Below are 25,860 nucleotides of genomic sequence, written 5' to 3' on the forward strand. Positions count from 1 at the left end.
AGATGTGACGATTAGATGTCTACCTCTTGCGCTTATAAGCAAATATTCATTAACGTCCCGATCATTCCAGCGCACCTGCCACACCGCAGCTGCCGCATGACGACTCGGGAGGGCCAACCCCTATGAGAGTTCCTCGGATCAGCCGGACCCGGTTCGCGGCGGTGGGTCTCGTGCTCGCCACCGCCGGCGCCCTCGCGCTGCCGGCCGGCACCGCCGTCGCGGCCCCCTCGGAGGGCTCGACGACCGGTCCGCTGCTCAGCTACGTCGTCAACACCAAGGCCAACCACGGCCAGGTGCAGAAGGTCGAGAAGGCGGTCACCGCCCTCGGCGGCTCGGTGGTCTACTCGTACGAGCAGATCGGCGTCGTCATCGCCCGCTCGAACGACACCGCGTTCGCGCAGAAGCTGCGTCAGGCCAAGGGCGTGGACTCCGTCGGTGCCAGCCGCACCAAGGGCATCACCGCCGCCGACCAGGCCAAGGCCGACGTCGCCGCCGAGCCCTCCGCCGCGCCCGCCGCCGGTCAGGAGCCGTACGAGGCCAACCAGTGGGACATGCGCCAGATCGGTGTCGACAAGGCGCACAAGCTCTCGCTCGGCAGCCGCAACGTCACCGTCGGTGTGTTGGACTCCGGCATCGACGCGACGCACGAGGACCTGGCCGCCAACGTGGACGCCGCGCAGTCGGTCTCCTGCATCGACGGCGGCAAGCCGAACACGGACTGGAAGTCCTGGCAGCCCACCACCAGCGACCACGGCACCCACGTGGCCGGCACGATCGGCGCCGCCAAGAACGGCAAGGGCGTCGTCGGCATCGCCCCGAACGTGAAGCTGGCCGCGGTCAAGGTCGTCGACGACGGCGGGTTCATCTACCCCGAGTACGCGATCTGCGGCTTCGTGTGGGCCGGTGAGCACCAGTTCAAGGTGACCAACAACAGCTACTACGTCGACCCGTGGATGTTCAACTGCCCGAACGACAAGGACCAGGCCGCGATCAGCGCCGCCGTCCGCAAGGCGGTCTCGTTCTCGCAGCGCAAGGGCGTCCTCAACGTCGCCGCGGCGGGCAACGAGAACATCGACCTGGCCCACAAGACCGTTGACGTCGCCAGCCCGGACGACACCACCAAGGTGACCCGCCCGGTCACCAACGACTGCCTGTCGCTGCCGACCGAGCTGCCCGGCGTCATCGCCGTCTCCTCGGTGGGCGTCAAGGGTGACAAGGCGTACTACTCCAGCTACGGCAAGGGCGTCGTGACCGTCGCCGCGCCGGGTGGCGACCGCCGTTACCAGCTCCCGGACACCCCGGACAAGGACGGTCGGATCCTCTCCACCATCCCGGGCAACAAGTACGGCTACATGCAGGGCACCTCGATGGCCACCCCGCACGTCGTCGGCGTGGTCGCGCTGCTCGCCAGCACCTTCCCGTGGGCCAACCCGGACGAGCTGACCGAGCTGCTCACCAACCAGGCCGAGTCGCACCCCTGCCCGACCGGCGCGTACAACCCGGGCGGCACCGGCGACTACAAGGCCACCTGCGAGGGCGGCGCGGACGACAACGGCTTCTACGGCGCGGGCATCATCAACGCCGAGAAGGCGGTCCAGTGGTGGCGCTGACGCGCTGACCACGGCGACACCTGAACACTGAGCCGGGGAGCGGGACCGTCCAGGTCCCGCTCCCCGGTCGTTTCCGGGTCCCCGTACTCAGGCCCCCGCCCGGCTCGCGATCGGCCGATGTCCGAGGCGCGCCCCGGCGCACTCACTCGACGTGGTGCTCCCAGCCGGTCTCCACCGGCGGCTTGCCGTGCAGGTCCGGGACTTCCTGGAGCCAGGCGGGCCGGCCGGCCCGGGTCCGGGCCGCCCGGCGGCGTTCGGCCTCGCGCAGCTGCTCGGGGGTGGCGAAGTCCTCCGGGAGCCACTGCGCGGAGAGCACCACGCGGGCGGCCAGGTGGGTCACGTAGGCGTGCCGGACGGCGGCCACCGAGTCGAAGCCGGGCTCGTCGGCCAGCCACTCGTCCGGGACGAGCGCCAGCACCTCCGCCAGCAGGCCGACGGTGACCAGCGGGCCGAGCTCCTCGTCGGCCAGCCGGACGTCCGGGGCCGAGCCGCCCAGCGCGTGCGCGCTGAGGTCGTAGCGCTTGCCGACCGCCGCCTCGGCGGTGGCCCAGCGGTGGTGGAAGATCAGCGCGGCGCCGTTGTCGATCAGCCAGAGCCGCCCGTGCCAGACCACCAGGTTGGGGTTGTGGACGGTGCGGTCGACGTTGCCGGTGAGGGCGTCCAGCCAGACCACCCGGCCGGCCTCGGCGGAGTCCACCGGGATCATGCCGGGCCGGTAGTCCCGCGCGCCGGGCAGCAGGTCCATCCCGAGGTTGAGGCCGCCGCTGGCCTTGAGCATGTCCTGGATCTCGGTGTCGGGCTCGTCCGCGGCGACCGCCGGATCGAAGTCCACCAGCCGCAGTTCGGGGACGCGCAGGCCGAGCCGCCGGGCCAGCTCGCCGACGATCACCTCCGCGACCAGCGCCTTGCGGCCCTGCGCGGCGCCGGTGAACTTGACCACGTACGTCCCCAGGTCGTCGGTCTCCACCACGCCCGGGACGGAGCCGCCGGACCGCAGCGGGTCGACGTAGCGCACTGCTGTCACCAGATCGAGCACACCGGCCACCCTATCCCGCCGCCCCGCCACCGCGGCGGGCCGTCCGGTCGGCCTCCGCCCCGGGCGCTGTGATTGGCTTGCCGGTGAGAACCGGAAGACCACCAGATGAGGAGAGCAAGGCCATGGGACAGGTGCAGGCCACCACCGAGCGGGACTACGACGCCGCCCCCGAGCGGGTGTACGAGGCGCTGGCCGACTACCAGGTGACCCGCCCGAAGCTGCTGCCCCCGCAGTACAGCGAGTACGAGGTCCGGGTCGGCGGCACCGGCGCCGGCACCCAGGTGCACTGGAAGCTCCAGGCCACCGAGAAGCGCGTGCGGGACTGCCTGTTCACCGTCTCGGCGCCCGCGCCCGACCAACTGGTGGAGAAGGACGCCAACTCCAGCATGGTGATCACCTGGACCGTCTCGGCGGCCGGCGAGGGCCGGTCGAAGGTCACCGTCTCGGCCACCTGGCAGGGCGCGAGCGGCATCGGTGGCTTCTTCGAGCGCACCTTCGCTCCGAAGGGCCTGAACCGGATCCACGACCAGGTGCTGGCCAACCTGGCCGCCGAGGTCCGCTGAGTCCGCTGAGTCCGCTGAGTCCGTTTTTCCCGCGGTAATTCGCCCGGGAATTCGAGCGGTTCGCCCGCCCGTACGAGCGGAAAGCCGTACGGGTGGACGGCCCGCCACCTCCGGGTGACGAGGGCCGCCCGGCGCGGGGGAGCCACCCTAGGCTCGCCGCCGTGCATATGACGATCCTTCACATTTCACAGCCGGTGGACGGCGGAGTCGCCCGCGTCGTCGCCGATCTGGTCCGGGGGCAGCGCGAGGCCGGTCACCGGGTGCTGGTCGCCTGCCCGCGCGGCGGTCGGCTGGCCGAGGAGGCCGCCGCCGTGGGCGCGCTGGTCCAGGACTGGCCCGCCGGGCGCTCGCCGGGCCCGGGCACCGTCGCCGAGGCCTGGCGGCTGCGCCGGATCGTCCGGGCGGCCGCGCCCGACGTGGTCCACCTGCACAGCGCCAAGGCCGGCCTGGCCGGCCGACTGGCGGTGCGCGGCGCGGTGCCGACCGTCTTCCAGCCGCACGCCTGGTCCTTCGCCGCCGTCGAGGGCTCGCTGGCCGCCGCCACCCTGCACTGGGAGCGCTTCGCCAGCCGCTGGGCGCACCGCCTGCTCTGCGTCAGCGTCCAGGAGCGGGCCGACGGCGTCGCCGCCGGGGTGAGCGCGGACTGGGCGGTGGTGCCCAACGGCGTGGACGTCCGCCACTACGCGCCCGCCGACCGCCGGGCGGCCCGGATCGCGCTGGGCCTGGACTTGGACGCCCCGCTCGCGGTCTGCGTCGGCCGGCTGTGCCGGCAGAAGGGCCAGGACGTGCTGCTGGCGGCCTGGCCGGAGGTGCTGCGGGCGGTGCCGCGGGCCCGGCTGGCGCTGGTCGGCGGGGGTCCCGAGGAGAACCGGTTGGCGGACCTGGTCCGGGAGTCGGCCGAGCCGTCCCGGGTCCGGCTGGTCGGGGACGTGCCGGACCCGAGGCCGTGGCTGGCGGCGGCCGACCTGGTGGTGCTGCCCTCGCGCTGGGAGGGCATGGCGCTGGCCCCGCTGGAGGCGATGGCGGCGGCGCGTCCGGTGCTGCTGACCGACGTGCCGGGCGCCCGGGAGTGCCTGCCCCAGGCCGAGCGGGGGCAGGCCGTGGTGCCGCCCGAGGACGTGGCCGCGCTCGCCACCCGAATGGCGGAAGCGCTGTCCGATTCGATCGAGTGCGAGCGGCGCGGGGCGCGGCTGCGCGATCACGTGGTCGCCCGGCATGACGTCCGCACGGTGGTCGAACAGGTGGACGCCCTGTACCGCCATCTGCTGGGTGCCGGTCCGGCGGCCGGGCGGCGCCGGGCCCGTGTCCCAGAGCGGATCTGATCGTTTCACATGCCGTGAATGCCCGCCGATCCGGCGCTGTCGTATTCGCACCCTCAACCGGATAGGGACGAGGCGTCAAATCCGAAATACCTATTAATGGGCGGCTGGAATGAAACGGCAAGTCAACTTCCAGCCTGCGCAGCCCGGTTATGTATTGTCGGATTTCGCCTGCTTCGTTTCGATTTCACGCCGGGAATTCGCGACTGAGGTCTTCACGGCCGCGCCCCGCGCGGCCGGGCCCGACGCGAGAGGACCGAAAGCCGCCAGCGGCAGCAGGTGCTGTCAGGACCGCGCCCACCGGGCCGGGACGGCCGCTCCGCGCCATCCGGCGCCGGGGCGCCGTCACCCCGGGCACACAGCAGGGGAGTTCGTGCGCTGATGACCATTGACCACGACAGCGTGCCGCGATCCGGTCGGTCCCTGTCCGGCCCGCGGCGGCCCGGCACCGGGCTGCTCGACCGCCCGGCCGGATCCGCCCAGACCCGGACGGTGCCACCGCCCCGCCGGCGCCGCAGGGCGGTCCACTCCCGGCTCGCGCTGCCGCTCGCGCTGGTCCAGGTCGACGCGATCGCGCTGTGCACCGCCACCGGCCTCGCCAACCGGGCCGTCGACCCGGCCGTCCCGCTCGCGCCGCTGCTCGGCGCCGCCGCCGTCCTGCCCCTGCTGCTCGCCCTCAACCTGGTCGGCGGCCTCTACCGCACCCGGCTCACCCTCTCCGTCCTGGACGAACTGCCCGCGCTGGCCGTCCGGGCCGTCGTCGCCACCGCCTTCGCCGTCACCCTGGCCGGCTGCCTGGACGGCCGCTGGCCCGACTGCGGCCCGGCCACCCCGGCCCGGCTCACCATCCTGCTCGGCGTCCAACTGCTGATCGCCGCCGCGGGCCGCGCGGTGCTCTACCACCTGGTCCGGCGGATCCGCCGCAGCCGCCCCAGCCCCGTCCTGGTGCTCGGCGCCGGCCGGCTCGGCCGCCGGGTCGCCGCCGCCCTCAACGAGCGCGGCGAGTACGGGATGCGCCCGATCGGCTTCCTCGACGCCGACCCGCCGCTGCTCGCCGGCGACACCGACCTGCCCGTCCTGGGCGGCCGCGAGGTGCTGGAACGCGAGGTCCGCCGGCACCGGATCCACCACGTGGTCGCCACCGCCGGCGCCGCCGACGAGGCCGAGACCGCCGCCGCCCTGCGCGACGCCGCCCGGCTCGGCTGCCAGGTCTGGCTGGTGCCCGCGCTGCGCGAGTACGGCTCGCTGCCCGCCGGCCCGCTGGCCGGCGGCGACCACCTGTGGGGCTTCCCCTGCCTGCGCGTCGGCCAACCGGCGATGCGCCGCCCCGGCTGGGCCGCCAAGCGCGCCCTGGACGTCGCCGCCGCCGGGCTCGGCCTGCTGCTGCTCGCCCCCGTCCTGGTGCTCTGCGCGCTGGCCGTCCGCTTCGACACCGGCCCCGGCGTGCTCTTCCGCCAGCAGCGCACCGGGCTGGACGGCCGGGTGTTCACCGTTCTCAAGTTCCGCACCCTGCGCCCGAGCAACGAGCACGAGTCGGCGACCCGTTGGAACATCTCCCAGGACCACCGGATGGGCGCCGTCGGCCGGCTGCTGCGCCGCAGCTCGCTGGACGAGCTGCCGCAGCTGTGGAACGTCCTGCGCGGCGACATGAGCCTGGTCGGCCCGCGCCCCGAACGCCCCTACTTCGTCATGCGGTTCGGCCAGGCCTACCCCGAGTACGCCGACCGCCACCGCGTCCCGGTCGGCCTGACCGGCCTCGCCCAGGTCAACGGCCTGCGCGGGGACACCTCCATCGAGGACCGGGCCCGGTTCGACAACCGCTACATCGAGAGCTGGAGCCTCTGGCAGGACGTCAAGATCCTGTGCCGCACCGCGGTCCTGATGCTCCACCCGGACGGGAGCTGACCCGCGTGGCCCTGACCCTTCCCGCCGTCCCGCGGCTCGCCTTACGCAAGGCGCTGCCCGCGCTCGCGGACCGGCCCAGCCTGCTCGCCGCGGCGACCGTCCTGCTGGTCTGCGTGCCCACCGGCGAGAAGGACGTCACCGCCGCCGTCCACGTCACCGCCGCCGACGTGGCCTCGCTGGCCCTGGTCGCCCTCACCGCGCTCAACCTGCTGCGCGGGCGGCTGCCCGCCGTCAGCCGCGCCACCTGCGTGCTGTTCGGCGGCATCGTGGTCGCCGCCGCCGTCGCCACCGTCGGCTCGATCGACCCGGCCACCAGCCTCACCGGCTTCGTCCGGCTCACCCAGGTGTTCGTCCTGGTGCCGGCCGGGGTGCTCTGCTCGCTGCGCGACCGCGTCGACCAGCGGCTGGTCCTCGGCTCCTTCGTGCTCGCCGCGCTGATCCAGGGCGTGGTCGGCGCGCACCAGTACCTCACCCGGACCGGCGCCTCCTACACCGGCCAGCCGATCCGGGCCGTCGGCACCTTCGGCGCCCTCGACATCATGGCGATGTCCACGGTCGTGAGCTACGGGCTGCTCGCCGCCCTGGCCCTGGGGCTCGCCGAGCGCCGCCCCGGCGGCGACGTCCGGCTGCGTCGCGCCGTGTTCGCGGCCGCCGCCTTCCTGGCCTTCCCGCTCGCCGTCTCGTTCAGCCGCGGCAGCTGGATCGCCACCGCCGCCGCGGCCACCGTGCTGCTGCTGCGCGCCGACGCCCGGCTCGCCGTCCGCGGCGCCGTCCTCGGCCTGGCCGCCGCGGTCGTCCTGGTCGGCGGCCTCGGCCTCGGCGCCTCCGGCGTCACCGAGCGGCTCGGTTCGATCGGCTCCGTCTCCGCCGCCCCCGACCAGTCCGTCTCCGACCGCTACGACCTGTGGGCCACCGCCGGGCGGATCTGGCAGGACCACCCCCTCCACGGCGCCGGCCCCAAGGCCTTCCAGCAACTGCGCGACAGCCACGCCCCGTTGCGGCTCTCTTCCGGCAGCGACGCCGCCGACTCCACCATCGGCTTCCAGCGCGAACCGCTGCTCTCCCCGCACAACATGTACTTCCTGGTGCTCAGCGAGCAGGGCCTGATCGGCATCGTCGCCTACGCCGCGCTCTTCCTCGGCCTGCTGCTCGGCTGCCTGCGGCACTCCCGCGGCCCGGCCCTGGCCGCCCTGGCCCTGCTCACCTGGGTGCTGGTCGACTTCCTGTACGCGGACATCGGCGGCACCACCACCGTGCTGACCTCCGTCGTCCTCGGCCTCGCGGCCCGGGCCTGCGTCGCGGAGGCCGACCCGCGATGACCACCGACCAGCCGGCCCTCGCCTCCACCGTGCCCGCCCCGCGCGGCGTCCGCGCCGACGGCCCGCCACCGGGGCCCGACCCGGCCCCCCGGCGCGGCTTCCTCGCCAAGGCCTTCGGCATCACCGCCGTCCTCAGCGCCGCCGGCTCCGGCCTCGGTCTGCTGCGCGACCTCCTGCTGGCCCGCTACTTCGGTGCCAACCAGGGCACCGACGCCTTCCTGGTCGCCTGGACCGTCCCGGAGACGGCCGCGCCGCTGCTGATCGAGGACGCCATGTCCTTCCTCATGGTGCCCGCCTTCGCGCTCGCCCTGGTGCTGCGCGAGGAGGACCCGGACGCCCCAGACCCGGTCCGCCAACTGGTCCGCGCCACCCTGCCCTGGCTGCTGCTCGCGCTCAGCGGGCTCGCGCTGGCCGTCGCCCTCGGCGCCCCGCAGCTGGTCGACCTGCTCGCCCCCGGTCTGGCCGACCCCGGACTCGCCGTCGCCTGCACCCGGATCACCGCGATCACCGTGCTGCCGTTCGGCGTGGCCGGCTACCTCGCCGCCGCGCTGCGCGCCCACCACTGCTTCACCGCGCCGGCCGGCATCTACGTCGCCTACAACGTCGGCATCCTCGCCGTGCTGCTCGGCTGCCAGTCCTTCCTGGGCGTGCGCTCCGCCGCCCTCGGCGTCGCGCTCGGCAGCCTGCTGATGGCCGGCCTGCTGGTCGCCCCGTTCCTGCGCCGGCTGCGTCAGGGTGCGGGTGCGGGCGCGGGTGCGGGAACGGGCCGCGCCCGCCGCTCCCGCAAGGCGCTGGTGCTGATGCCGTTCGCCCTGCTGCCGGTGGCCGCGTTCACCCTGACCCGCCAGTCGCAGGTCTTCGTCGAGCGCTACCTCGGCTCGGCGCTGCCGCCCGGCACCATCTCGCATCTCAACTACGCCGCCAAGGTCTCCCAACTGGCCATGACGGCGGGCATCCTGATCTGCACCGTCACCTTCCCGCTGGTCGCCCGGGCGCTGGCGGCCGGGGACCTCACCGCCGCCCGGGACCGGGTCGAGAAGGACCTCGGCCAGGCCGCGACGGTCGTCCTGTTCGGCACCGCCTTCCTGATGGCCTGTGCCCCCTCGGTGGTCTCGCTGCTCTTCCAGCGCGGCGCCTTCGGCCCGCAGGACACCGCCGCCACCGCCGCCGTCATCCGGGTCTACAGCTTCGGCCTGCCGGCCCAGGCGCTGATCGGCGTGATGATCCGCCCGTACTTCTCGCTGCGCCCGGTGGTCCGCCGGGCCGACGATCCGGGCACCGAGGACGGCGGCCGCCGACTGCTGGACTGGTTCCCGGTCGCCGCGATGCTGCTCGGCCTCGGTGTCACCGTCACGGTCAGCCTGCTCGCGACCCCCCGCTTCGGCGCCCTCGGGCTCGCCGCCGGGAACGCGACCGGGATCACCGCCACCGCCGCGCTGCTGCTGCACGGCCTGGTGCTGCGCGGCATTCCGCTGCGGCTGCGCCGGGTGCTCGGCGGCCACGCCCGGCTGGTGGTCGCCGCCGGCGGCGCCACCGCCCTCGGCGCCGCCGTCGCCGGGCTGGCCGCCGACCCCCTGCTCTCGACCCTCCTCGGGGGCCTCACCGTGGCGCTGGCCTTCGCCGTCCTCGGCACCGGTCTCGGCGCGCGTGAGGTGCGCGGTCCGGTCCTCGCCGTGGCCCGGGCCCTGAACCCGCCAACCGTCGCCGATGAAGGGAAGCTTCCCCATGGACAATGAACGGGGAACCGTCCGTTCGGCCCAGGCGGGCGTCCGCCGCCAGGCCGTGCCGGCTGCCGCCGCACCACGCGGCGACCTCCCGTACGCCGACCCCGCCGGGCCGAAGGCGCAGCTGCCCAGGAGCCGCCGCCCGGTCGGCGAACCGTCCGGCCCCGGCGCCTCCTCGCCGTGGATCCTGATGTACCACTCGGTGGCGGTCGAGAAGGAGGACCCGTACCAGCTGACCGTCAGCCCCGAGCGGTTCGCCGAGCAGATCGCCTGGCTGCACCGGCGCGGGCGGCGCGGCGTCTCGGTCCGCGAGCTGATGCGGGCCCGGGCCGTCGGCCGGGACGACCGACTGGTCGGGCTGAGCTTCGACGACGGCTACGCGGACTTCGCGCGCTACGCCGTTCCGATCCTTCAGGCGTACGGCTTCACCGCCACCGCGTACGTGGTCGCCGACCTGCTCGGCCGGGACAACGGCTGGGACACCAAGGGGCCGCGCAAGCAGTTGCTCACCGTCCAGGAGGTCACCGAACTCGCCTCCGCCGGTTGGGAGATCGGCTCGCACGGCCTCGGCCACCAGGCGCTGCCCGGCCTGCCGGCCGACGTCCTGGCGGTGCAGACCCGGGAGAGCCGGCGCCTCCTGGAGGACGTGGTCGGCGGCCCGGTCACCGGCTTCTGCTACCCGTACGGTGCCGTCGACCTGCCCGCCACCCAGGCCGTCCGCGACGCCGGCTACGACTACGCCTGTGCCATCGCGCACTCCCCGCTCACCGGCCGCTTCGCGCTGCCCCGCTGCTACGTCGGCGACCGTGACGGTGCCTGGCGGCTGCGGGCCAAGCGCGGCCGCCACCGGCTGCGCGACATCGTCACCGAGCTGCGTCGAAGCCCCCTGGGTGCCCGGCGGGGGGCCCGGCCGTGAGGGTCCTGCACATCGTCACCGGCCTCGCCTCGGGCGGTGCAGAGCGCCAACTCCAGTTGCTGCTACGGCACTTGCCCGCACATCAGCAGTGTGAGGTGGTCGCGCTGACCAACCCCGGCACGGTGGCCGCCGCGCTGCGCGCCGACGGGGTGACCGTCCACCACCTCGGCATGCGCGGCAACCACGACCTGGGCGCGCTGCCCCGGCTGGTCCGGCTGGTCCGCTCCGGCCGCTACGACCTGGTGCACACCCACCTGTACCGGGCGCAGCTGTACGGCCGGCTGGCGGCCCGGCTCGCCGGGGTCCGGGCGGTGGTCTCCACCGAGCACTCGCTGCACGCCGGGGTGATCGAGGGCCGCCCGGTCACCCGCGGCGTCAAGGGCCTCTACCTGGCGGCCGAGCGGCTCGGCAGCACCACCGTCGCGGTGTCCCGGCAGGTCGCCCAGACGCTGCACTCCTGGGGCGTCCCGCCGACCCGGGTCGAACTGATCCCCAACGGCATCGACACCGCCCGCTACCGCCGCCCGGCCGCCGCCCGGGCCGCCACCCGCCGCCGGCTGCGGGCCGAACTCGGCCTGCCGGAGGGGAGCTGGGTGGTCGGCGGCGTCGGCCGGCTGGTCCCCGGCAAGCGCTTCGAGGTGCTGTTGGAGGCCCTCGCCGAACTCGACCCGGCCACCCGGCTGGTGCTGGTCGGCGCGGGCCCGGAGCGCGCCGCGCTGGAACACCGCGCCGCCGAACTCGGCGTCCGGGAACGGCTGGTGCTCACCGGCGAGCGCGACGACGTGCCCGATCTGCTGACCGCCCTGGACGTGCTGGCCGCCCCCTCCACCACGGAGACCTTCGGCCTCGGCGTCCTGGAGGGCCTCGCGGCCGGCCTGCCGGTGCGGCACAGCGCCTGCCCGGCGCTCGACGAGCTGCCGCCCAGCGCCGCCCCGCAGGCCCGCCGGATCCCGTCCGAGGGCGCCGCGTACGCCGCCGCGCTGCGCGACCTGCGGCACCTGAACGACCACAACGCCGACCCGCTGCCGCACCCCCCGGCGGTCGGCCACTACGACATCGCCCGGGTCGCCGCCGACCTGGGCGCCCTCTACGACCGGCTGGCCCGCGCTTGACCGCCCGCCGCCGCCGGAACCGCCGTCACATACCCAAGGAGTCACACCCATGACCACACCGCGCCGAAGCGCCCGCCACCTGGTCCGCCGCTGGTGGCCGGTGGCGCTCGCGGTGCCGCTGGGCGCCGCGGCCGGCGCCGGGTACGCCGTCGTCTCGCACCCCTCGTACGCCGCCAGCTCCTACGTCCTCGTGGTGCCGCAGAACCCGGGGGAAGCCGCCACCGCGACCAACTTCGCCCAGGCGTACGGGCGGTTGGCGGGCCAGCCGCAGGTGCTCGCGGTGGCGGCCGCCGAGACCGGCCACACCCGTGCGGAGCTGGAGTCCCTGGTGCACGGGACCACCTCCCCGGACGCCCCGATGATCGAGATCACCGGCACCGGGACGCGCCCCCAGGAGGCCGCCCAGACCGCCGACGCGGTGGCCCGCTCGCTGGTCTCCTTCGCCAACGCCAGCAGCAAGGACACCGACGTCCGGCTGGTGACGCTGGCCCCGGCCGCCGAGCCGGACAAACCGACCACCCCGTCCGCCAAGCTGGACGTCGCGGTCGGCGGCGCGGCCGGGCTGCTGGTGGGGGCCCTGGTGATGATGACCCGTCGCCGGGGCGAGGCCGTCGCCCCGGCGGAGGCCGCCGAGGCCGTCGAGGCCCCGGTGGCGCCGATCACCCCCGGCCCGCGCAGCGAGGAACCGCCGGCCGTCGAGCAGGCCGACGGGGCCGACAAGGCCGACAAGGCCGAGAAGACGGAAACGGCGGAGAGGACGGCGAAGGCGGGAGGGAGGCCCGGGAAGGCCGAGGCCGCGAAGAAGAGCGCCGAGGAGCCCCCGGCCAAGGAGAAGGCCGCGACCGGGAGCGGGCGATGAGCACCGAGGCCCGGCACACCGGCGTCCCGGCCCAGTCGGCGGCGCCGGGCTGGACCACCGAGCTGCGCCGCGAGGACGACGCCCTGGACACCCTCGCCGAGGAGTGGGACGACCTGGCCGCCCGCTGCCGGACCGCCACCTTCTTCCAGGCCGTCGACTGGCAGCGCTCCTGGTGGCGCCACTACGGCAGCCCGGGCGGCCTGCTGGTGGTGCTCGTCCGCCGGGGCGGCCTCCTGGTCGGTGCGGGCGCCTTCAGACGCCGCGGCGGCCCACTCGGCGGGCTGACCGCCCTGGGCGCCGGGCTGGTCGACTACTCCGACGTGCTGCTCGACGACGACTGCGCCGACCGGGCCGCCGCCGAGTTCGCCGCCGCCCTCCCGCTCACCCGCCCGTGGCACTCCCTGGAGCTGCGCGAGGTGCACCCCGAGGCGGCGGTGCAGCGGGTGTACGAGCACTGGCACGGCCGGCGCCGCCGCTACCAGGACTCGCTCTGCCAGTACCTGCCGGCCGTCCCGATGGACCGGCTGCTCAAGCGGGTGCCCGGCAAGACCGCCCAGCGCAGCCGGGTGAAGCTGCGCAAGATCGCCGAGGCCGGGGTGCAGGTCAGCTCGACGCCGGTGGCCGAGGTGCCGGCGGCGCTGGAGGGCCTGCTGCGGCTGCACTTCCTGCAGTGGCAGGAGCGCGGCGTCACCCCGGAGCACCGCACCGAGCGCTTCGCCCGCCACCTGACCGAGTCCACCGTCGGCCTGGTCGCCACCGGCAGGGCCGCCGTCCACCAGTTCCGGCTGAACGGCGAACTGGTCGCGGTGAACCTGCTGCTGCTCTGCCCGTCCTTCGGCGGCCTGTACATGTACGGCGCGCACCCGGTGCTGCGCGAGCGGCTGGACATCGCCGGGCTGCTGTTCAGCGCGGCCCTGGACGAGACCGTCGGCGCGGGCGTCCCGGTGCTCGGCCTGCTGCGCGGCCAGGAGCCGTACAAGCAGCGCTGGCGGCCGGATCAGCTGCCCAACCAGCGTCTGCTGTTCGGTCCGCCCGGTCCGGCGCCGGCGGCCACCGCCCGGTCCGGCGCGGTGCGCGTCCGGCAGCGGGCGGCGCACGTGCTGCGGACCCGCTTCCCGCGGCTCAAGGAGGCCCTGCTGGCCCGCCGTCGCGGCTGACCGCGGGCCCCGTCCGGGTTGTTCAGCGCCGGGCGGGCGTCCCGGCCGCGGACGGACTCGCGGACGGGTTCGCCGACGGACTCGCGGACGCGGTGGCGGACGGGCCCGGCGACGGGCTCGCGGACGGGCCTGGCCCCGTGTGCGGCGCCCCGGGCACGGTCGGCGGGGCGGGCGGGCTCGGTGCCACCGGCGGGACGGGGGCCTGGGGCGTCGTCGGCACCACCGCCGGCGCCCCCTGCGACCCGGACATCAGCTGCTTGAACCGCGCGGCGGAGCGCGGGTTGCGGTCGCACTGGAAGAAACCGTGCGGGCAGTAGTCGGTGACGGTCTGGTAGGCGGTGTCGTGGGTGCGCATCCACTCGACCATCCGCTGTACGAACTCCGGGTTGTCGCCGTTGCGGAACAGCCCCCACTCCGGGTAGGAGACCGGCTTGCCGCGCTTGGCCGCGAACTCCACCTGGTCCTGCAGCCCGTACGGCTCGCGCACGTAGTCGTCGAAGGTGCCACCGGCGGGCTGGTCGTAGTTGTCCATGCCGATGATGTCGACCACGTCGTCGCCGGGGTAGCACTTGGTCCACGGGATGGCGTCCAGGCCCCGGTTCGGGGTGAAGTCGAAGCGGAACCGCTGCCCGGGCACCGAGCGCATCACGCCGACGATCCGCCGCCAGTACGCCTTCCACGCGGACGGGTCGGGCTTGCAGCGGTGCGTGTAGGTGACGCCGTTCATCTCCCAGCCGAGGGTGAGCACGGTGTCCGCGCCGCCGAGGGCGACCAGCCGGCGGGCGAGCCGCAGGAAGTGCCGGTCGAAGTCCCCGCGCGCGCCCTGGGCGAGCAGCTTGGCGACCTCGCCGTCCGGCACGTTCGCCTCGTTGGGCACCAGCATCGGCACGCCGAGGACGAGCGTCCGGGAGGGGTCGGCCAGCCGCCACTGCGACCACGTGCCGAGCACCATCGGCTCGCCCTCGACGTCGGCCCAGCCGTTGCCCGCCAGGTAGGTGTGGCCGACCTGGAGGTTGGCGTCGCCCAGCCACTGGGCGTACCGGCCGATCTGCGGGATGTAGTCGTCCCAGGAGCCGACGAAGGCGCCGAACGGCGGCTCGTGCTGGGGCCGCTGGACGGGCGGGCGGGGGGCGGCGCCGCGCGGCTCGAAGGCATCCGAGGAGAGGGAGTGCCGTTCGGTCTGGCTGAGCGGCGACCCGGCCGGGACGCTGGCCGTGGCCATCAGCAGCAGGGCGGCGGCGGCCAGCGTCAGGCGGCCGATTCGCATGGTCTCTCCTCCGGGCGTCGCGGGGCGGGGGGCGCGCTGGACGGACCGTGGCGCTCCGCTCGCCGACAGTAGGCCCGGCGGGCGTCGGAAAAGCCGAATGTCACCCTAAAGTGGGCGATATTCGAACGCCGTCTGCCGCAACGCCCGGCCGGACCTCGCTGCGTGTATCAGCTCTGTAACGGTCCGGCCGGGCCTCGGCGCCGGGCCCCGGAGGCGGCGGCGGCCCGGCCGCGGCACCGACGGTGCAGGTGGGCGGGCGGGTGCGCGGGGAGGGCGCACGCGGCCGGACGTGCGGTCCGCGCGGTGGAGCGGGGGCGATTCCGGGCTGACTCGCGGGCCCGGTGAAAGGTACGCTCCGGCCGTGTCCTGGAAGCCGCTGCGTGTACTGACCCCCCGCTCGATCCTGCCTGCCCTGGCGGTGATGCTGGTCCTTGCGGCCGGTGCGGCGGCGCACGCCAACAAGCCGGTGCCGTTCGGCGACCGGGTGGCGGGGTCGGGCGAAGCGGAGGCCGCGCCGGTCAGCACGCAGTCGCTGAGCACCGCCGACCTGGACCTGAAGGTCGGCCCCGGGCTGGAGGCCTTCCACCGGCAGAGCGGCGAGCAGGCCTGGTCCTACCGCCGCGAGGGCGCCACCGCGCTGTACCTGTCGATGGCGGGGGACAACGCCATCGTGGTCTGGGACGACGGCCTGGTCACCTCGGTGCGCCCCGGCGACCACGAGGTGCGCTGGCACCGGGCGGTACCGGGCCTGGCGGACTGGCTGCGCGGCGACGGCGAGCCCGGCGCCGACAAGCGCACCGACGCGCAGCGCAAGGAACTGGCCCAGGAGCGGGCCGCGGCGGCCCTGCACACCGTCCAGCGGGGCGGCTCGGCCTGGGTGGCCGTGGTGACCCCGAACCTGACCATGGGCCTGCGCGACGCCGACGGCGACCTGCGCTACAACTCCAAGCCGCCCGGCAGCTGCCTCTACGACCCGCTGCGCACGGTCGGCACCGAGTACGCCGTACTCGTCCCGCGCAGCTGCACCAACGGCGCCGGGCAGGCCGTCTCCGGCGGCATCAACGGCTACCGGCTGGACAGCACCGGCTGGCAGCTCAACACCGGTCCGAGCGTGTCGATCAAGGCGCTGGACGGCAGCCGGGTGCTGATCACCGACGGCCCGATCGTCCCGGCCCGGGTGTTCGACACCAAGGCGGCCGCCCCCGAGGCGGCCTGCGACAGCCCGTCCGCGCCGTTCGCGGCGGTCCGTCCGCAGGGCGGCTGCACCGACCCGGCGGCGGTCCCGACCCAGGACGCCCCCGCGGGTCAGGACGCCCCGGCGGGCGATCAGCCGCCCGCGCCGCCCCAGGCACAGCAGCCCCAGCAGCCCTAGCAGTAGCGCCGGACCGCCAGTACCCCCGGGCGGTAGCTCCGGGGGTTCCCGCGCGGCCCGGTAGACTTGCCGTCATGGCTGACTTCTCCGGGCAATAGCGGGCGCGCGGCACCGCCCCGTGCGCTGTGCCGACCACCGACGACGCCCCTTCCCGCTGCCCGGCCCCGGGCCCCGTCCGGCCGCCCGCCCACGTCCCAGGAGTAGTTTCCGCCATGATTTCCGCCAACGCCCTTGAGCTGCGCGCCGGTGCCCGGATCCTGATCGAGTCCGCGAACTTCAAGGTCGCCGCCGGCGACCGGATCGGCCTGGTCGGGCGCAACGGCGCGGGCAAGACCACGCTGACCAAGGTCCTGGCCGGCGAGGGCATGCCGGCTTCGGGCACGGTGACCCGCTCCGGTGAGGTCGGCTACCTCCCGCAGGACCCGCGCACCGGCGACCTGGACATCCTCGCCAAGGACCGCATCCTCTCCGCCCGCGGCCTCGACACCGTGCTCAAGAAGATGCGCGAGAACGAGGACCGGATGGCCAACGGCCAGGGCGCCACCCGGGACAACGCGATGAAGAAGTACGCGCGCCTGGAGACCGAGTTCCTCACCAAGGGCGGGTACGCCGCCGAGGCCGAGGCCGCCACCATCGCGGCCGCGCTGGGCCTGCCGGACCGCATCCTGAACCAGGAGCTGCACACCCTCTCCGGTGGTCAGCGCCGCCGCGTCGAGCTGGCCCGGATCCTGTTCTCGGATTCCGACGTGCTGCTGCTCGACGAGCCCACCAACCACCTCGACGCCGACTCGATCGTCTGGCTGCGGGACTTCCTGAAGACCTACAAGGGTGGCTTCATCGTCATCTCGCACGACGTCGACCTGGTCGAGACGGTCGTCAACAAGGTCTTCTACCTGGACGCCAACCGCTCCGCCATCGACGTCTACAACATGGGCTGGAAGCAGTACCAGCAGCAGCGCGAGGACGACGAGAAGCGCCGCAAGCGCGAGCGGGCCAACGCCGAGAAGAAGGCCGCGACCCTCAACTCCCAGGCCGACAAGATGCGGGCCAAGGCGACCAAGACGGTGGCCGCGCAGAACATGGCCCGCCGCGCCGAGAAGCTGCTCTCCGGCCTGGAGCAGGTGCGCCAGAACGACAAGGTCGCCAAGCTGCGCTTCCCGGACCCGGCGCCGTGCGGCAAGACGCCGCTGATGGCCAGCGGGCTCTCCAAGTCCTACGGTTCGCTGGAGATCTTCACCGACGTCGGCCTGGCCATCGACCGCGGTTCGCGGGTCGTCATCCTCGGCTTCAACGGCGCGGGCAAGACCACCCTGCTGCGGATGCTCGCCGGGGTGGAGCAGCCGGACACCGGCGAGGTGACCCCGGGCCACGGCCTGAAGATCGGCTACTACGCCCAGGAGCACGAGACCCTGGACCCGGAGCGCTCGGTGCTGGAGAACATGCGTTCCTCCGCGCCGGACACCGACCTGGTGCAGATCCGCAAGATCCTCGGCTCCTTCCTGTTCTCCGGCGACGACGTCGACAAGCCGGCCGGCGTGCTCTCCGGCGGTGAGAAGACCCGGCTCGCGCTGGCCTCGCTGGTGGTCTCCAGCGCCAACGTGCTGCTGCTCGACGAGCCCACCAACAACCTCGACCCGGCCAGCCGCGAGGAGATCCTGGGCGCGCTGCGCGAGTTCACCGGCGCGGTCGTGCTGGTCACCCACGACGAGGGCGCCGTCGAGGCGCTCCAGCCGGAGCGGATCATCCTGCTGCCCGACGGGGTCGAGGACCTCTGGAGCCCGGCGTACGCCGACCTGGTCTCGCTGGCCTGACCGGGTGTAGACGTGACCTCGGCTTTGAGGACCAGAAAAACTAGTACTTACGGCGTGTCCGGGAATGAAGAAAGCCTGGATTCCGTTTAAGGACTTCCTGTCGGCCCGCCACTCGATCGTGGTCGGGCCGACGCTGCTGATCAGCCCTTTCGCGGCGGACGGCGGAATCCGCCCGGGGGCGTGCACTCTACGTGAGCGCCCTGATGCGCTCGGATCACCACCGCAGGACCACGCATTCCCGACATCGACCTTGCCGAATGGGTGGCCAGGACGCGGTGGATGGGTGATCATGGGAATCTGACCGAGCAACGCTACGAGGAGGCACGGGTGGCCGAGACTCTGAAAAAGGGCAGCCGGGTAACCGGTGCCGCGCGTGAGAAGCTCGCGGCCGATCTCAAGAAGAAGTACGACTCCGGGGCGAGCATTCGCGCTCTCGCGGAGGAGACCGGTCGTTCGTACGGCTTTGTGCACCGGATGCTGAGCGAGTCCGGAGTCATTCTCCGGGGCCGCGGTGGTGCCACGCGTGGCAAGAGCAAGGCGACCGCCGGGGCCGGTTCCTGACGGTCCGTCGGCTTATGGCCGGATGACGCGGCGGCAGGGCGCCGACCGAGGAGACGACAAGCGATCGTCCGCCCTCGGATCGAGTGGACCGGCCGCCGATCGTCATGTCCGGGGTGTCGTCGCCCCCCGGCTCCCTCCCTCCGCCGATCTTTCCGGGTCAGCGCCCTGCCGCCGCGCCCCCAGGTTTGTTACTCTCCGGTAGCCAAGCCCCTCGCCACCGGAGGTCCCCGCATGACCGCCCCCGTCACCGACCCGCAGGCCCCGAGCTGGGAGCAGGACGGCGTCCGCCTGGAGGTCGACGGCGAGCTCGCCGTCGTCACCCTGTGTCAGCCCAAGCGGCGCAACGCCCAGTCGCCCGCCCTGTGGCGCGCCCTCGCCGCCGCCGGCCGCGACCTGCCCGGCGGCGTCCGGGTGGTCCTGCTGCGCGCGGAGGGCGTCTCCTTCTCGGCGGGCCTGGACCGGGCCATGTTCACCCCCGAGGGCATCCCCGGCGAGCCCACCTTCCTCCAGCTCGCCGGCGCCTCCGACCAGGAGCTCGACGACGCCATCGCCTCCTACCAGCAGGCCTTCACCTGGTGGCGCCGCCCCGACCTGGTCTCCATCGCCGCCGTCCAGGGCCACGCCGTCGGCGCCGGTTTCCAGCTCGCCCTCGGCTGCGACCTGCGCGTCGTCGCCGACGATGTCCAGTTCGCCATGAAGGAGACCTCGCTCGGCCTCGTCCCCGACCTGGCCGGCACCAAGCCGCTCACCGAACTCGTCGGCTACGCCCGGGCGCTGGAGATCTGCGCCACCGGCCGCTGGGTCGGTGCCGAGGAGGCCGCCGCCATCGGGCTGGCCAACCTGGCCGTCCCCGGCGCGGAACTGGACGCCGCCGCCCGCGACCTCGCCGCGGCCCTGCTGGCCGCGCCGCGCAACGCCGTCATCGAGACCAAGGCCCTGCTCCAGGGCGCCTCCGGCCGTTCCTTCGACGAGCAGCGCTCGGCCGAACGGGCGGCGCAGGCCCGGCGCCTGCGGGACCTCGCCGGGATCGGCGACTGACCTCGTACCGCGCGTGAACGGGCCCGGCCCGGGGAGCACTCCCCGGGCCGGGCCCGCGGCGTTCCGGCGGCATCCCGGTGGCCCTCCCCGGCGGGCGCGAAACGTGGCGAAATGCCAGAGTTGGGGGGATTTGCGATATAGCTGGAGCCGTACGACGGGAGATCCGCCCCCATGCCTGACACTCCGACGCCCGCGACCATGCACAAGAACCCCGGCCACGCCGCGCCCGCCGGCTCCGCCGCCCACGCGTCGTCCGCGCCCTCCCCGGCGTCCGTCGCCTCCGCCGCGACCGACGCCGGCAAGCCGGTCGGCGAGCGCGGCCGTACGGCGCTGGCCGTCGGCGTGGTCGAGAAGATCGCCGGCATGGCCGCCCGCGAGGTCAACGGCATCCACGCCCTCGGCTCCGGCCTCTCCCGCACCTTCGGCGCGATGCGCGACCGGGTGCCGGGCGGCAAGTCCAGCATCGGGCGCGGCATCAAGGCCGAGGTCGGCGAGAAGCAGACCGCCATCGACATCGCCCTGGTCGTCGAGTACGGCGTGGTCATCCCCGAACTCGCCCGCCAGGTACGGGAGAACATCATCGACGCGGTCGAGCGGATGACCGGCCTGGAAGTCGTCGAGGTCAACATCGCGGTCAACGACGTCCACCTCCCCGACGAGCCGGACGTCGAGGAGGAGGAAGAGGAGACGATCGTCTCGGGGCAGCGGCCCAAGCTCAAGTAGCGAGCCCACGAAGCGCCCGGCGGCGGGCGGCAGCGAGGACGAGGAGTAGCGGATGAACCTGGCCATCGTCGGCCTGGTGGTGGGCATGGCCCTCGGCTTCGCCGGGTACTTCGGCGGCTTCGCGGCGTTCCTGCTGGTCGCCGCGCTCGGGCTGGTCGGCTTCGTGGCCGGCCGCCTGCTGGAGGGCGACATCGAGCTGGGCGACCTCGGCGACCTGCTCCGCGGTCGCGACCGGCGCCGTTGATGGCGGCCCCCACCACCACTACCCGCCGCGAACCCGCCGCCCGGGGCCGGCTCCGGGTCGCCGACCGCGTCTACGCCCGGATCGCCGCCCGGGCCGCCCGTGAGGCCCTCGCCGACGCCTGGACCGGCCGCACCGCCAAGGGCGCGCCCCCGGCCGTCTCGGTGGCCGCGCCCGGCAGCACCGTGACCGTCCGGGTCGCCGTCGAACTGCCCTTCCCCGCCGACCTCGCGGCGCTCGCCCGGGCCGTCCGCGAGCGCGTCGCCGTGCAGGTCGCCGGGCTCACCGGGACCAGGGTGTCCGAGGTGGTCGTCGTCGTGGAGCGGCTGGTGACCGGGGGAGTGTCATGAGGACGGGGGCCGAACCGGTGCCCGGCGAGGAGGCGACGGCAGCCGGGGACGGGCCGGCGCCGGAGAAGGTACGGCGGCCGCGGGCGCCGCGCGCCGCCGTCGCGGCGCTCGTCGCCACCGTGCTGCTGGTGGTCGCGGGCGCGCTGCTGTACGACGTGGTCGCCGTCCGCGCCGGCTACCCGACCCGTCGGTGGCGCGCCCGGATCGCCGACGAACTGGCCACCCGCCACCTCGACGACCTGGGGGTGCTGGTGGGCGCCGGCGCCACCGTCCTCCTCGGCGGGGTGCTGCTCTGGCTGGCCCTCGCCCCCGGCCTCGGCCGCTGGCTCCCGCTGCGCCCGAGCGGTGACACCGGCGCCGCCATCGACCGGGCCGGTATCGGGCACCTGCTCGCCGACCGCGCCGCCGGACTCCCGGGCATCGACCACCTGCGGATCCGGATCAGCCGCCGACGCGTCCGGGTCACCCTCACCGGGACGGCGGACCCGGTGTCGGTCCAGCGCCAACTGCGCGACGAGCTGGCGCGGTTGACGCTGGCCAGGCCGCTGCGCCTCGACGTGCGGGCGGCGCGCGGGGCGGCCCCCGGAGCGGGGGCGGCGGGATGAGGCGGACGACCGTCAACCGGGTGTTGCTGGGGGTGGTCGGGGCGGTGCTGCTGGCCGCCGGGGTGCTGCTGCTGGCCGGCGGGCTCGACCTGTACCGGCGGCTCGGCGCCGACCCGCCGGGCTGGTGGCCGCTCACCTCCCCGGACCAACCGGTGCTCAGCGCCCGCTCGCGCACCCGCTGGGCGGACTCGACCTGGTGGTGGCCCACCGTCATCGGCGGGCTGGCCGTGGTGGTCGCGGGCACCGCCTGGTGGCTGGTGGCGCAACTGCGGCGCAGCGGCCCGGCCGGCATCGCCGTGCCGACCCCCGGCGCCACCGGACTCAGGTTGCGGGTCCGCACCCGGGCGCTGGAAGAGGCGCTGGAGACCGGGACGGCCACGCTCCCCGAAGTCGAGCGCGCGGGTGTACGCCTGGTGCGCGCACCCGGGCGCCCGCGCCTGCGGGGCGCCGTCCGGCTCACTCCCGGCGGCGATCCGGCGGCCCTGGTGGAGCACTTCGACACCGGCCCGCGAACCGACGCCCGGACCAGCCTGGGCCTCCCGGAACTCCCCGCCTACCTGCGGATCCGGGTCCTCCAGGCCGCCCCGCCCGAGTCGCGCCGGCGCCGGGGGCGGCGCAGGCCCCCGCGGGTGGAGTGAAGCGGGGGCGGGCGGAGTCGGCCGCCCGCCCCCGGATGTCCTAGAGCGGGCGCAGGGCGCCACCGTCGACGGGGATCATCACACCGGTCAGGTAGGAGGCGGCGGGGGAGAGCAGGAACGCCGCGACCTTGCCGAACTCCTCCGGGGTGCCGTAGCGGCCGAGCGGAATGGTCGCGACGGCCTGGGCGCGGGCGCCGTCCGGGTCGCCGCCCAGGGAGTCCAGCTCGCGCACCCGGTCGGTGTCGATCCGGGCCGGGAGCAGGCCCACCACCCGGATGCCGCGCGGGCCGAGCTCGTCGGCGAGGGACTTGGCGGCCATCGCCAGCCCCGGGCGCAGGCCGTTGGAGATGCCCAGGCCGGGGATCGGCTGGCGCACCGAGGCGGAGAGCACGAAGCCGATCACGCCGCCCTCGCCGAGGGTCGCGGCGGCGGCGCGGGCGAGCCGCAGCGCGCCGAGGAAGACCGACTCGAACGCGTCGCGCCAGGCCTCCTCGGGGGCGGTGACCACCGGGCCGGCCTGGGGGCCGCCGACACTGATCAGCACGCCGTCGAGCCGGCCGAAGTGCCCGGTGGCCTCGGCGATCAGCCGCTCGGCGGTCGCCGGGTCGGCGTTGTCGGCGGCCAGGCCGTGGGCCGTCCCGGCGCCGCCGATGGCGTCCAGTTCGGCGACGGCGGCGGCCACGGACTCCTTGCCGCGGCCGCTGACCAGCACCCGGGCGCCGTCGGCGGCCAGCTCCCGGGCGGCGGCGAAGCCGAGGCCCCGGGTGGCGCCGGTGACCACGTACACCTTGTCCTTCAGTCCAAGATCCATGGGGTCCATCCTGCCGGGTGGCGGGCGCGAGGGGGAGAGCCGGGGCCGGGGGAGGGCGGGGTGGCGACCGGGCGGGCGGAGCCGGGCCGGCCGGAGGCAGGGGCGGGCTGGCGTTGACGTCCGGGTCAAGGTCTACCGTCGGTCCCGGCGGCGTGCGGAGGCGGGCCGGGAGAGCGGGTGCGCAGATGCGGATCGGGGAGCTGGCGGAGCGGGCTGGGACGACCACCCGGGCGCTGCGGTACTACGAGCAGCTCGGCCTGCTGCCGGCCCGGCGGGCGGGCAACGGGTACCGGGCGTACGACGAGGAGGACGTGCGGCTGCTGCGGCAGATCCGGACGTTGCAGGACTTCGGGTTCGGCCTGGAGGAGACCCGCCCGTTCGTGGAGTGCCTGCAGGCGGGCCACCCCGAGGGCGACTCCTGCCCGGCCTCTCTGGAGGTGTACCGGCGCAAGCTCGCCGAACTGGACGAGTGCATCGCCCGGCTGCAGGACGTCCGGGCCCGGGTGGCCGGGCAGTTCGACCGGGCGGTCCGGGCCCGGGACGGGCTGGCGGCCGAGCCCTCCGGACAGCCGCCGCGCTGTGAACTGGCGAACGAATGGGCGAAGGAGTAGACGATGGTGCAGATCCCAGGGGTGCCCGCGGTGACGGACGACACGTTCGCCGCGGAGGTGCTGGCGGCCGAAGGGCCGGTGCTGGTGGACTTCACGGCGGATTGGTGCCCGCCGTGCCGGATGATGGCGCCGGTGCTGGCGGACGTCGCCCGCGAGGAGGCGCACCGGCTGCGGGTGGTCAGCGTGGACGTGGACCGCAATCCGCGCACCCAGGCGGCGTACGGGGTGCTGTCGATGCCGACGCTGATGGTGTTCCGCGGCGGTGAGCCGGTGCGCTCGGTGGTCGGCGCCCGTGCCAAGACGCGGCTGCTGCGCGAGCTGGAGGACGTGCTCTAGGGCGTGTTCCAGGAGGCTCTTCCCGCGGGCCGGGGCCTCAGGCCGCCGGTACGGCCTCCACCGCCACCTCGGCCTCGGCGGCCTGCTTGGCCCGGTCCTTGGCCTCGCGGCGGGCCAGCACCCCGACCCCGACCGGGATCATCGCGGTGAACAGCCACCACTGGATCGCGTACGCCATGTGCGGGCCGATGTCGGAGTGGTTGGGCTCGGGGATCAGCTCGGGCTGGTCGGCGGGGGCCGGGGTGGTGGCGGTGAGCTCCAGGTAGCCGCCGAGCAGGGTGGTGCCGGTCTCCTTGGCCTGCTGCTCGGTGTTGATCAGGTTGAACTGCCGGTCGGGCAGGCCGGCGCGGTCCTTGATGCCGCTGCCGCCCGTGGTCTCGTCGGCGCGCATCCGACCGGTGAGGGAGACCTCGCCGGTCGGGGCGGCCGGGACCGTCGGGTAGGCGGTGGCGCCGCCGTCGCCGGCCACCCAGCCGCGGTTGACCAGGACGCTGCCCCTGCCGTCGGAGAGCTTCAGCGGGGTGATGACGAAGTAGCCGATCGTGTCCCCGCTGGAGTCGGTCCGCTTGCGGACGACGAACTCGTGCGCCGGGTCGTACTGCCCGGTGGCCGTCACCGGGTGCCAGGTGAGGTCCTTGGGCACCGCGAAGCCGGGGGCCGACGACACCGTGTCGAACGGCACGGGGGCGACGGTGAGGGCCTTGCCGATCAGGTCGTTCCGGGCCACCCGCGCCTCGTGGCGGTGCAGCTGCCAGAAGCCCAGCTCGATCGTCGCGGGGATCAGCAGCAGCGCGATCAGCATGGTGATCAGCCACTGGCGGGTCAGCAGAAAACGGTACACATGGGCACGGTACGCCGACCTCACACCCGGCTCACGCACCGGGGTGCGGGGCGACTTCGCGGAGCAGTTGGAGGAAGGCGTCCTCGCCGACCACCGGCGTGCCGACCTCGCGGGCCCGGCGGGCCTTGCCGCTCCAACTGTTCGGCTCGTTGGTGACCAGCAGGCTGGTGAGCCGGCTCACCGAGCCGGCGATGTGCAGGCCGGCCTCGGCGGCGCGGTCCTCCAGCAGCTCCCGGTCGGTGGCGGTGTCGCCGGTGAAGGCCACCCGCATGCCCTGCACCAGCGGCTTGCCGTCCTCCCAGCGCCCCGGGTTGGGGTACGGGCAGGGCGGGCGCTTCTTGGCCTGGCGGTAGGCGGCGCCCGTCCAGGAGGCGCGGCCGGGGGTGGCGGGCTCGTCCTCGCCGAGGTCGGTGACGGCCACGCAGGCCTGCAACGGCAGCGGGACGCCGCCCTGGCGGGCCAGGTGCAGGCTGGGGCGGAACGCCTCGGCGAGCACCCGGGCGTCGTCCAGGGCGTTGTGCGCGTGCTGCTGCCGGACGCCGAAGTGCGCGGCGAGCGAGGAGAGCTTGCCGTTGGGCAGCGGCAGCCGCAGGTCGCGGGAGAGCACCATGGTGCAGATCCGCTGCTCGACCGGGGCGCGCAGGCCGGCCCGGGAGAACTCGCGCGAGATCATGTTCCAGTCGAAGAGCGCGTTGTGGGCGACCAGGACCCGGCCGTGCAGCCGGTCGGCGAACTCCTCGGCGATCTGCGGGAAGGTCGGGGCGCCGGAGAGCAGCTCCGCGGTGAGGCCGTGGATCCAGACCGGGCCCGGGTCCCGCTGGGGGTCGACCAGGGTGTACCAGTGGTCGGTGACCTCGCCGTCCGGGTCCAGCTGGTAGACGCCCGCCGAGATGACGCGGTCCGAGCGGCCGAGGCCGGTGGTCTCGACGTCGACCACCGCGAAGCCCTCGGCGGGGGCGGCGGTGCGCTGGGCGGGGACCGGGACGGTCCGCGGCGCGCCGTACGTCTCGGGCTGGATCGGTTGCATGGTCCAACAGGATAAGCGCCGTCGGGCCCGGGTCCGGTCGAAATGTTCCGGCCGAGCGCCCGGAATAGAGTATTCCGCATAAGCGTCGGATATCCGGTCGACGCCATC

26 protein-coding genes are annotated in these 25,860 nt (G+C 74.5%); 21 read left to right on the forward strand and 5 right to left on the reverse strand.

The window, feature by feature from the left end:
• Positions 1-122 precede the first annotated feature (122 nt).
• On the forward strand, positions 123-1,610 hold the full coding sequence (locus ACIPLC_RS08200) for a S8 family peptidase (RefSeq protein WP_400472127.1): 1,488 nt from the start codon (positions 123-125) through the stop codon (positions 1,608-1,610).
• Positions 1,611-1,752: 142 nt separating this feature from the next.
• Here ACIPLC_RS08200 and ACIPLC_RS08205 read toward each other — a convergent pair whose 3' ends face one another.
• Positions 1,753-2,646 (reverse strand): HipA family kinase, encoded by an 894-nt coding sequence (locus tag ACIPLC_RS08205; RefSeq protein WP_400472128.1) that lies wholly within the window; start codon positions 2,644-2,646, stop codon positions 1,753-1,755.
• 122 nt (positions 2,647-2,768) lie between these two features.
• On the opposite strand from ACIPLC_RS08205, the gene ACIPLC_RS08210 reads away from it, so the two are divergent.
• The 9 genes from ACIPLC_RS08210 to ACIPLC_RS08250 all read left to right on the forward strand — a co-directional run bounded on the left by ACIPLC_RS08210 (position 2,769) and on the right by ACIPLC_RS08250 (position 13,520).
• A complete protein-coding gene (locus ACIPLC_RS08210; RefSeq protein ID WP_400472129.1) occupies positions 2,769-3,209 on the forward strand; it encodes an SRPBCC family protein in 441 nt (146 codons plus the stop codon).
• Between the two features lie 167 nt (positions 3,210-3,376).
• Positions 3,377-4,531, forward strand: coding sequence for a glycosyltransferase (locus ACIPLC_RS08215; RefSeq protein WP_400472130.1), 1,155 nt, complete (start codon positions 3,377-3,379; stop codon positions 4,529-4,531).
• Positions 4,532-4,909: 378 nt separating this feature from the next.
• Positions 4,910-6,433 (forward strand): sugar transferase, encoded by a 1,524-nt coding sequence (locus ACIPLC_RS08220; RefSeq protein ID WP_400472131.1) that lies wholly within the window; start codon positions 4,910-4,912, stop codon positions 6,431-6,433.
• Between the two features lie 5 nt (positions 6,434-6,438).
• On the forward strand, positions 6,439-7,752 hold the full coding sequence (locus tag ACIPLC_RS08225) for an O-antigen ligase family protein (protein WP_400472132.1): 1,314 nt from the start codon (positions 6,439-6,441) through the stop codon (positions 7,750-7,752).
• The gene (murJ, locus tag ACIPLC_RS08230) at positions 7,749-9,488 is read left to right on the forward strand and encodes a murein biosynthesis integral membrane protein MurJ (RefSeq protein ID WP_400472133.1); all 1,740 of its coding nucleotides are present in this window, start codon (positions 7,749-7,751) and stop codon (positions 9,486-9,488) included. Before ACIPLC_RS08225 ends, murJ begins: the two co-directional genes overlap by 4 nt.
• On the forward strand, positions 9,478-10,392 hold the full coding sequence (locus tag ACIPLC_RS08235; protein WP_400472134.1) for a polysaccharide deacetylase family protein: 915 nt from the start codon (positions 9,478-9,480) through the stop codon (positions 10,390-10,392). The genes murJ and ACIPLC_RS08235 overlap by 11 nt, the downstream gene beginning before the upstream one ends.
• Positions 10,389-11,504, forward strand: coding sequence for a glycosyltransferase (locus ACIPLC_RS08240; RefSeq protein WP_400472135.1), 1,116 nt, complete (start codon positions 10,389-10,391; stop codon positions 11,502-11,504). The genes ACIPLC_RS08235 and ACIPLC_RS08240 overlap by 4 nt, the downstream gene beginning before the upstream one ends.
• Positions 11,505-11,553: 49 nt before the next feature.
• Positions 11,554-12,363, forward strand: coding sequence for a hypothetical protein (locus ACIPLC_RS08245; protein WP_400472136.1), 810 nt, complete (start codon positions 11,554-11,556; stop codon positions 12,361-12,363).
• Entirely contained in the window at positions 12,360-13,520 is a 1,161-nt protein-coding gene (locus ACIPLC_RS08250; RefSeq protein WP_400472137.1) for a GNAT family N-acetyltransferase, read from the forward strand. The genes ACIPLC_RS08245 and ACIPLC_RS08250 overlap by 4 nt, the downstream gene beginning before the upstream one ends.
• A gap of 22 nt (positions 13,521-13,542) precedes the next feature.
• Here ACIPLC_RS08250 and ACIPLC_RS08255 read toward each other — a convergent pair whose 3' ends face one another.
• Positions 13,543-14,787 carry a glycoside hydrolase family 26 protein gene (locus tag ACIPLC_RS08255; protein WP_400472138.1) on the reverse strand — a complete coding sequence of 415 codons (1,245 nt, stop codon included), beginning with the start codon at positions 14,785-14,787 and terminating at the stop codon, positions 13,543-13,545.
• Between the two features lie 361 nt (positions 14,788-15,148).
• On the opposite strand from ACIPLC_RS08255, the gene ACIPLC_RS08260 reads away from it, so the two are divergent.
• From ACIPLC_RS08260 to ACIPLC_RS08300, 9 genes are all read left to right on the forward strand, one after another.
• The gene (locus ACIPLC_RS08260) at positions 15,149-16,159 is read left to right on the forward strand and encodes a hypothetical protein (protein WP_400472139.1); all 1,011 of its coding nucleotides are present in this window, start codon (positions 15,149-15,151) and stop codon (positions 16,157-16,159) included.
• A 212-nt stretch (positions 16,160-16,371) separates the two neighbouring features.
• Positions 16,372-17,970 (forward strand): ribosomal protection-like ABC-F family protein, encoded by a 1,599-nt coding sequence (gene abc-f / locus ACIPLC_RS08265; RefSeq protein WP_400472140.1) that lies wholly within the window; start codon positions 16,372-16,374, stop codon positions 17,968-17,970.
• Between the two features lie 327 nt (positions 17,971-18,297).
• Positions 18,298-18,531 (forward strand): helix-turn-helix domain-containing protein, encoded by a 234-nt coding sequence (locus ACIPLC_RS08270; RefSeq protein ID WP_188300454.1) that lies wholly within the window; start codon positions 18,298-18,300, stop codon positions 18,529-18,531.
• A 231-nt stretch (positions 18,532-18,762) separates the two neighbouring features.
• Positions 18,763-19,569 (forward strand): enoyl-CoA hydratase/isomerase family protein, encoded by an 807-nt coding sequence (locus ACIPLC_RS08275; protein ID WP_400472141.1) that lies wholly within the window; start codon positions 18,763-18,765, stop codon positions 19,567-19,569.
• A gap of 171 nt (positions 19,570-19,740) precedes the next feature.
• On the forward strand, positions 19,741-20,292 hold the full coding sequence (locus tag ACIPLC_RS08280) for an Asp23/Gls24 family envelope stress response protein (RefSeq protein ID WP_400472142.1): 552 nt from the start codon (positions 19,741-19,743) through the stop codon (positions 20,290-20,292).
• A gap of 52 nt (positions 20,293-20,344) precedes the next feature.
• Positions 20,345-20,536: a hypothetical protein gene (locus ACIPLC_RS08285; protein WP_063349611.1), complete on the forward strand. Its 192-nt coding sequence runs from the start codon at positions 20,345-20,347 to the stop codon at positions 20,534-20,536.
• Complete coding sequence (locus ACIPLC_RS08290) at positions 20,536-20,883, forward strand: hypothetical protein (protein ID WP_400472143.1); 348 nt, start codon at positions 20,536-20,538, stop codon at positions 20,881-20,883. The genes ACIPLC_RS08285 and ACIPLC_RS08290 overlap by 1 nt, the downstream gene beginning before the upstream one ends.
• A complete protein-coding gene (locus ACIPLC_RS08295) occupies positions 20,880-21,488 on the forward strand; it encodes a DUF6286 domain-containing protein (protein ID WP_400472144.1) in 609 nt (202 codons plus the stop codon). Before ACIPLC_RS08290 ends, ACIPLC_RS08295 begins: the two co-directional genes overlap by 4 nt.
• Positions 21,485-22,126 (forward strand): alkaline shock response membrane anchor protein AmaP, encoded by a 642-nt coding sequence (locus tag ACIPLC_RS08300; protein ID WP_400472145.1) that lies wholly within the window; start codon positions 21,485-21,487, stop codon positions 22,124-22,126. The genes ACIPLC_RS08295 and ACIPLC_RS08300 overlap by 4 nt, the downstream gene beginning before the upstream one ends.
• A gap of 40 nt (positions 22,127-22,166) precedes the next feature.
• Here the strand turns inward: ACIPLC_RS08300 and ACIPLC_RS08305 are convergent, their stop codons facing one another.
• Positions 22,167-22,937, reverse strand: a complete 771-nt coding sequence (locus ACIPLC_RS08305; RefSeq protein ID WP_400472146.1) for an SDR family oxidoreductase — start codon at positions 22,935-22,937, stop codon at positions 22,167-22,169.
• A gap of 185 nt (positions 22,938-23,122) precedes the next feature.
• Between ACIPLC_RS08305 and ACIPLC_RS08310 the strand changes: the two genes are divergently transcribed.
• Together ACIPLC_RS08310 and trxA are read left to right on the forward strand one after the other, a co-directional pair.
• A complete protein-coding gene (locus ACIPLC_RS08310; RefSeq protein ID WP_400472147.1) occupies positions 23,123-23,548 on the forward strand; it encodes a MerR family transcriptional regulator in 426 nt (141 codons plus the stop codon).
• Positions 23,549-23,551: 3 nt separating this feature from the next.
• Positions 23,552-23,884 (forward strand): thioredoxin, encoded by a 333-nt coding sequence (gene trxA / locus ACIPLC_RS08315; RefSeq protein WP_400472148.1) that lies wholly within the window; start codon positions 23,552-23,554, stop codon positions 23,882-23,884.
• A gap of 37 nt (positions 23,885-23,921) precedes the next feature.
• Here trxA and ACIPLC_RS08320 read toward each other — a convergent pair whose 3' ends face one another.
• Together ACIPLC_RS08320 and ACIPLC_RS08325 are read right to left on the reverse strand one after the other, a co-directional pair.
• On the reverse strand, positions 23,922-24,725 hold the full coding sequence (locus ACIPLC_RS08320) for an SURF1 family protein (RefSeq protein ID WP_400472149.1): 804 nt from the start codon (positions 24,723-24,725) through the stop codon (positions 23,922-23,924).
• A gap of 31 nt (positions 24,726-24,756) precedes the next feature.
• Positions 24,757-25,752 (reverse strand): DEDDh family exonuclease, encoded by a 996-nt coding sequence (locus ACIPLC_RS08325; protein WP_400472150.1) that lies wholly within the window; start codon positions 25,750-25,752, stop codon positions 24,757-24,759.
• Positions 25,753-25,860: the final 108 nt, after the last annotated feature.

Origin of the sequence: Kitasatospora sp. NPDC086801 (assembly GCF_044745805.1) — a bacterium.
GTDB lineage: Bacteria > Actinomycetota > Actinomycetes > Streptomycetales > Streptomycetaceae > Kitasatospora.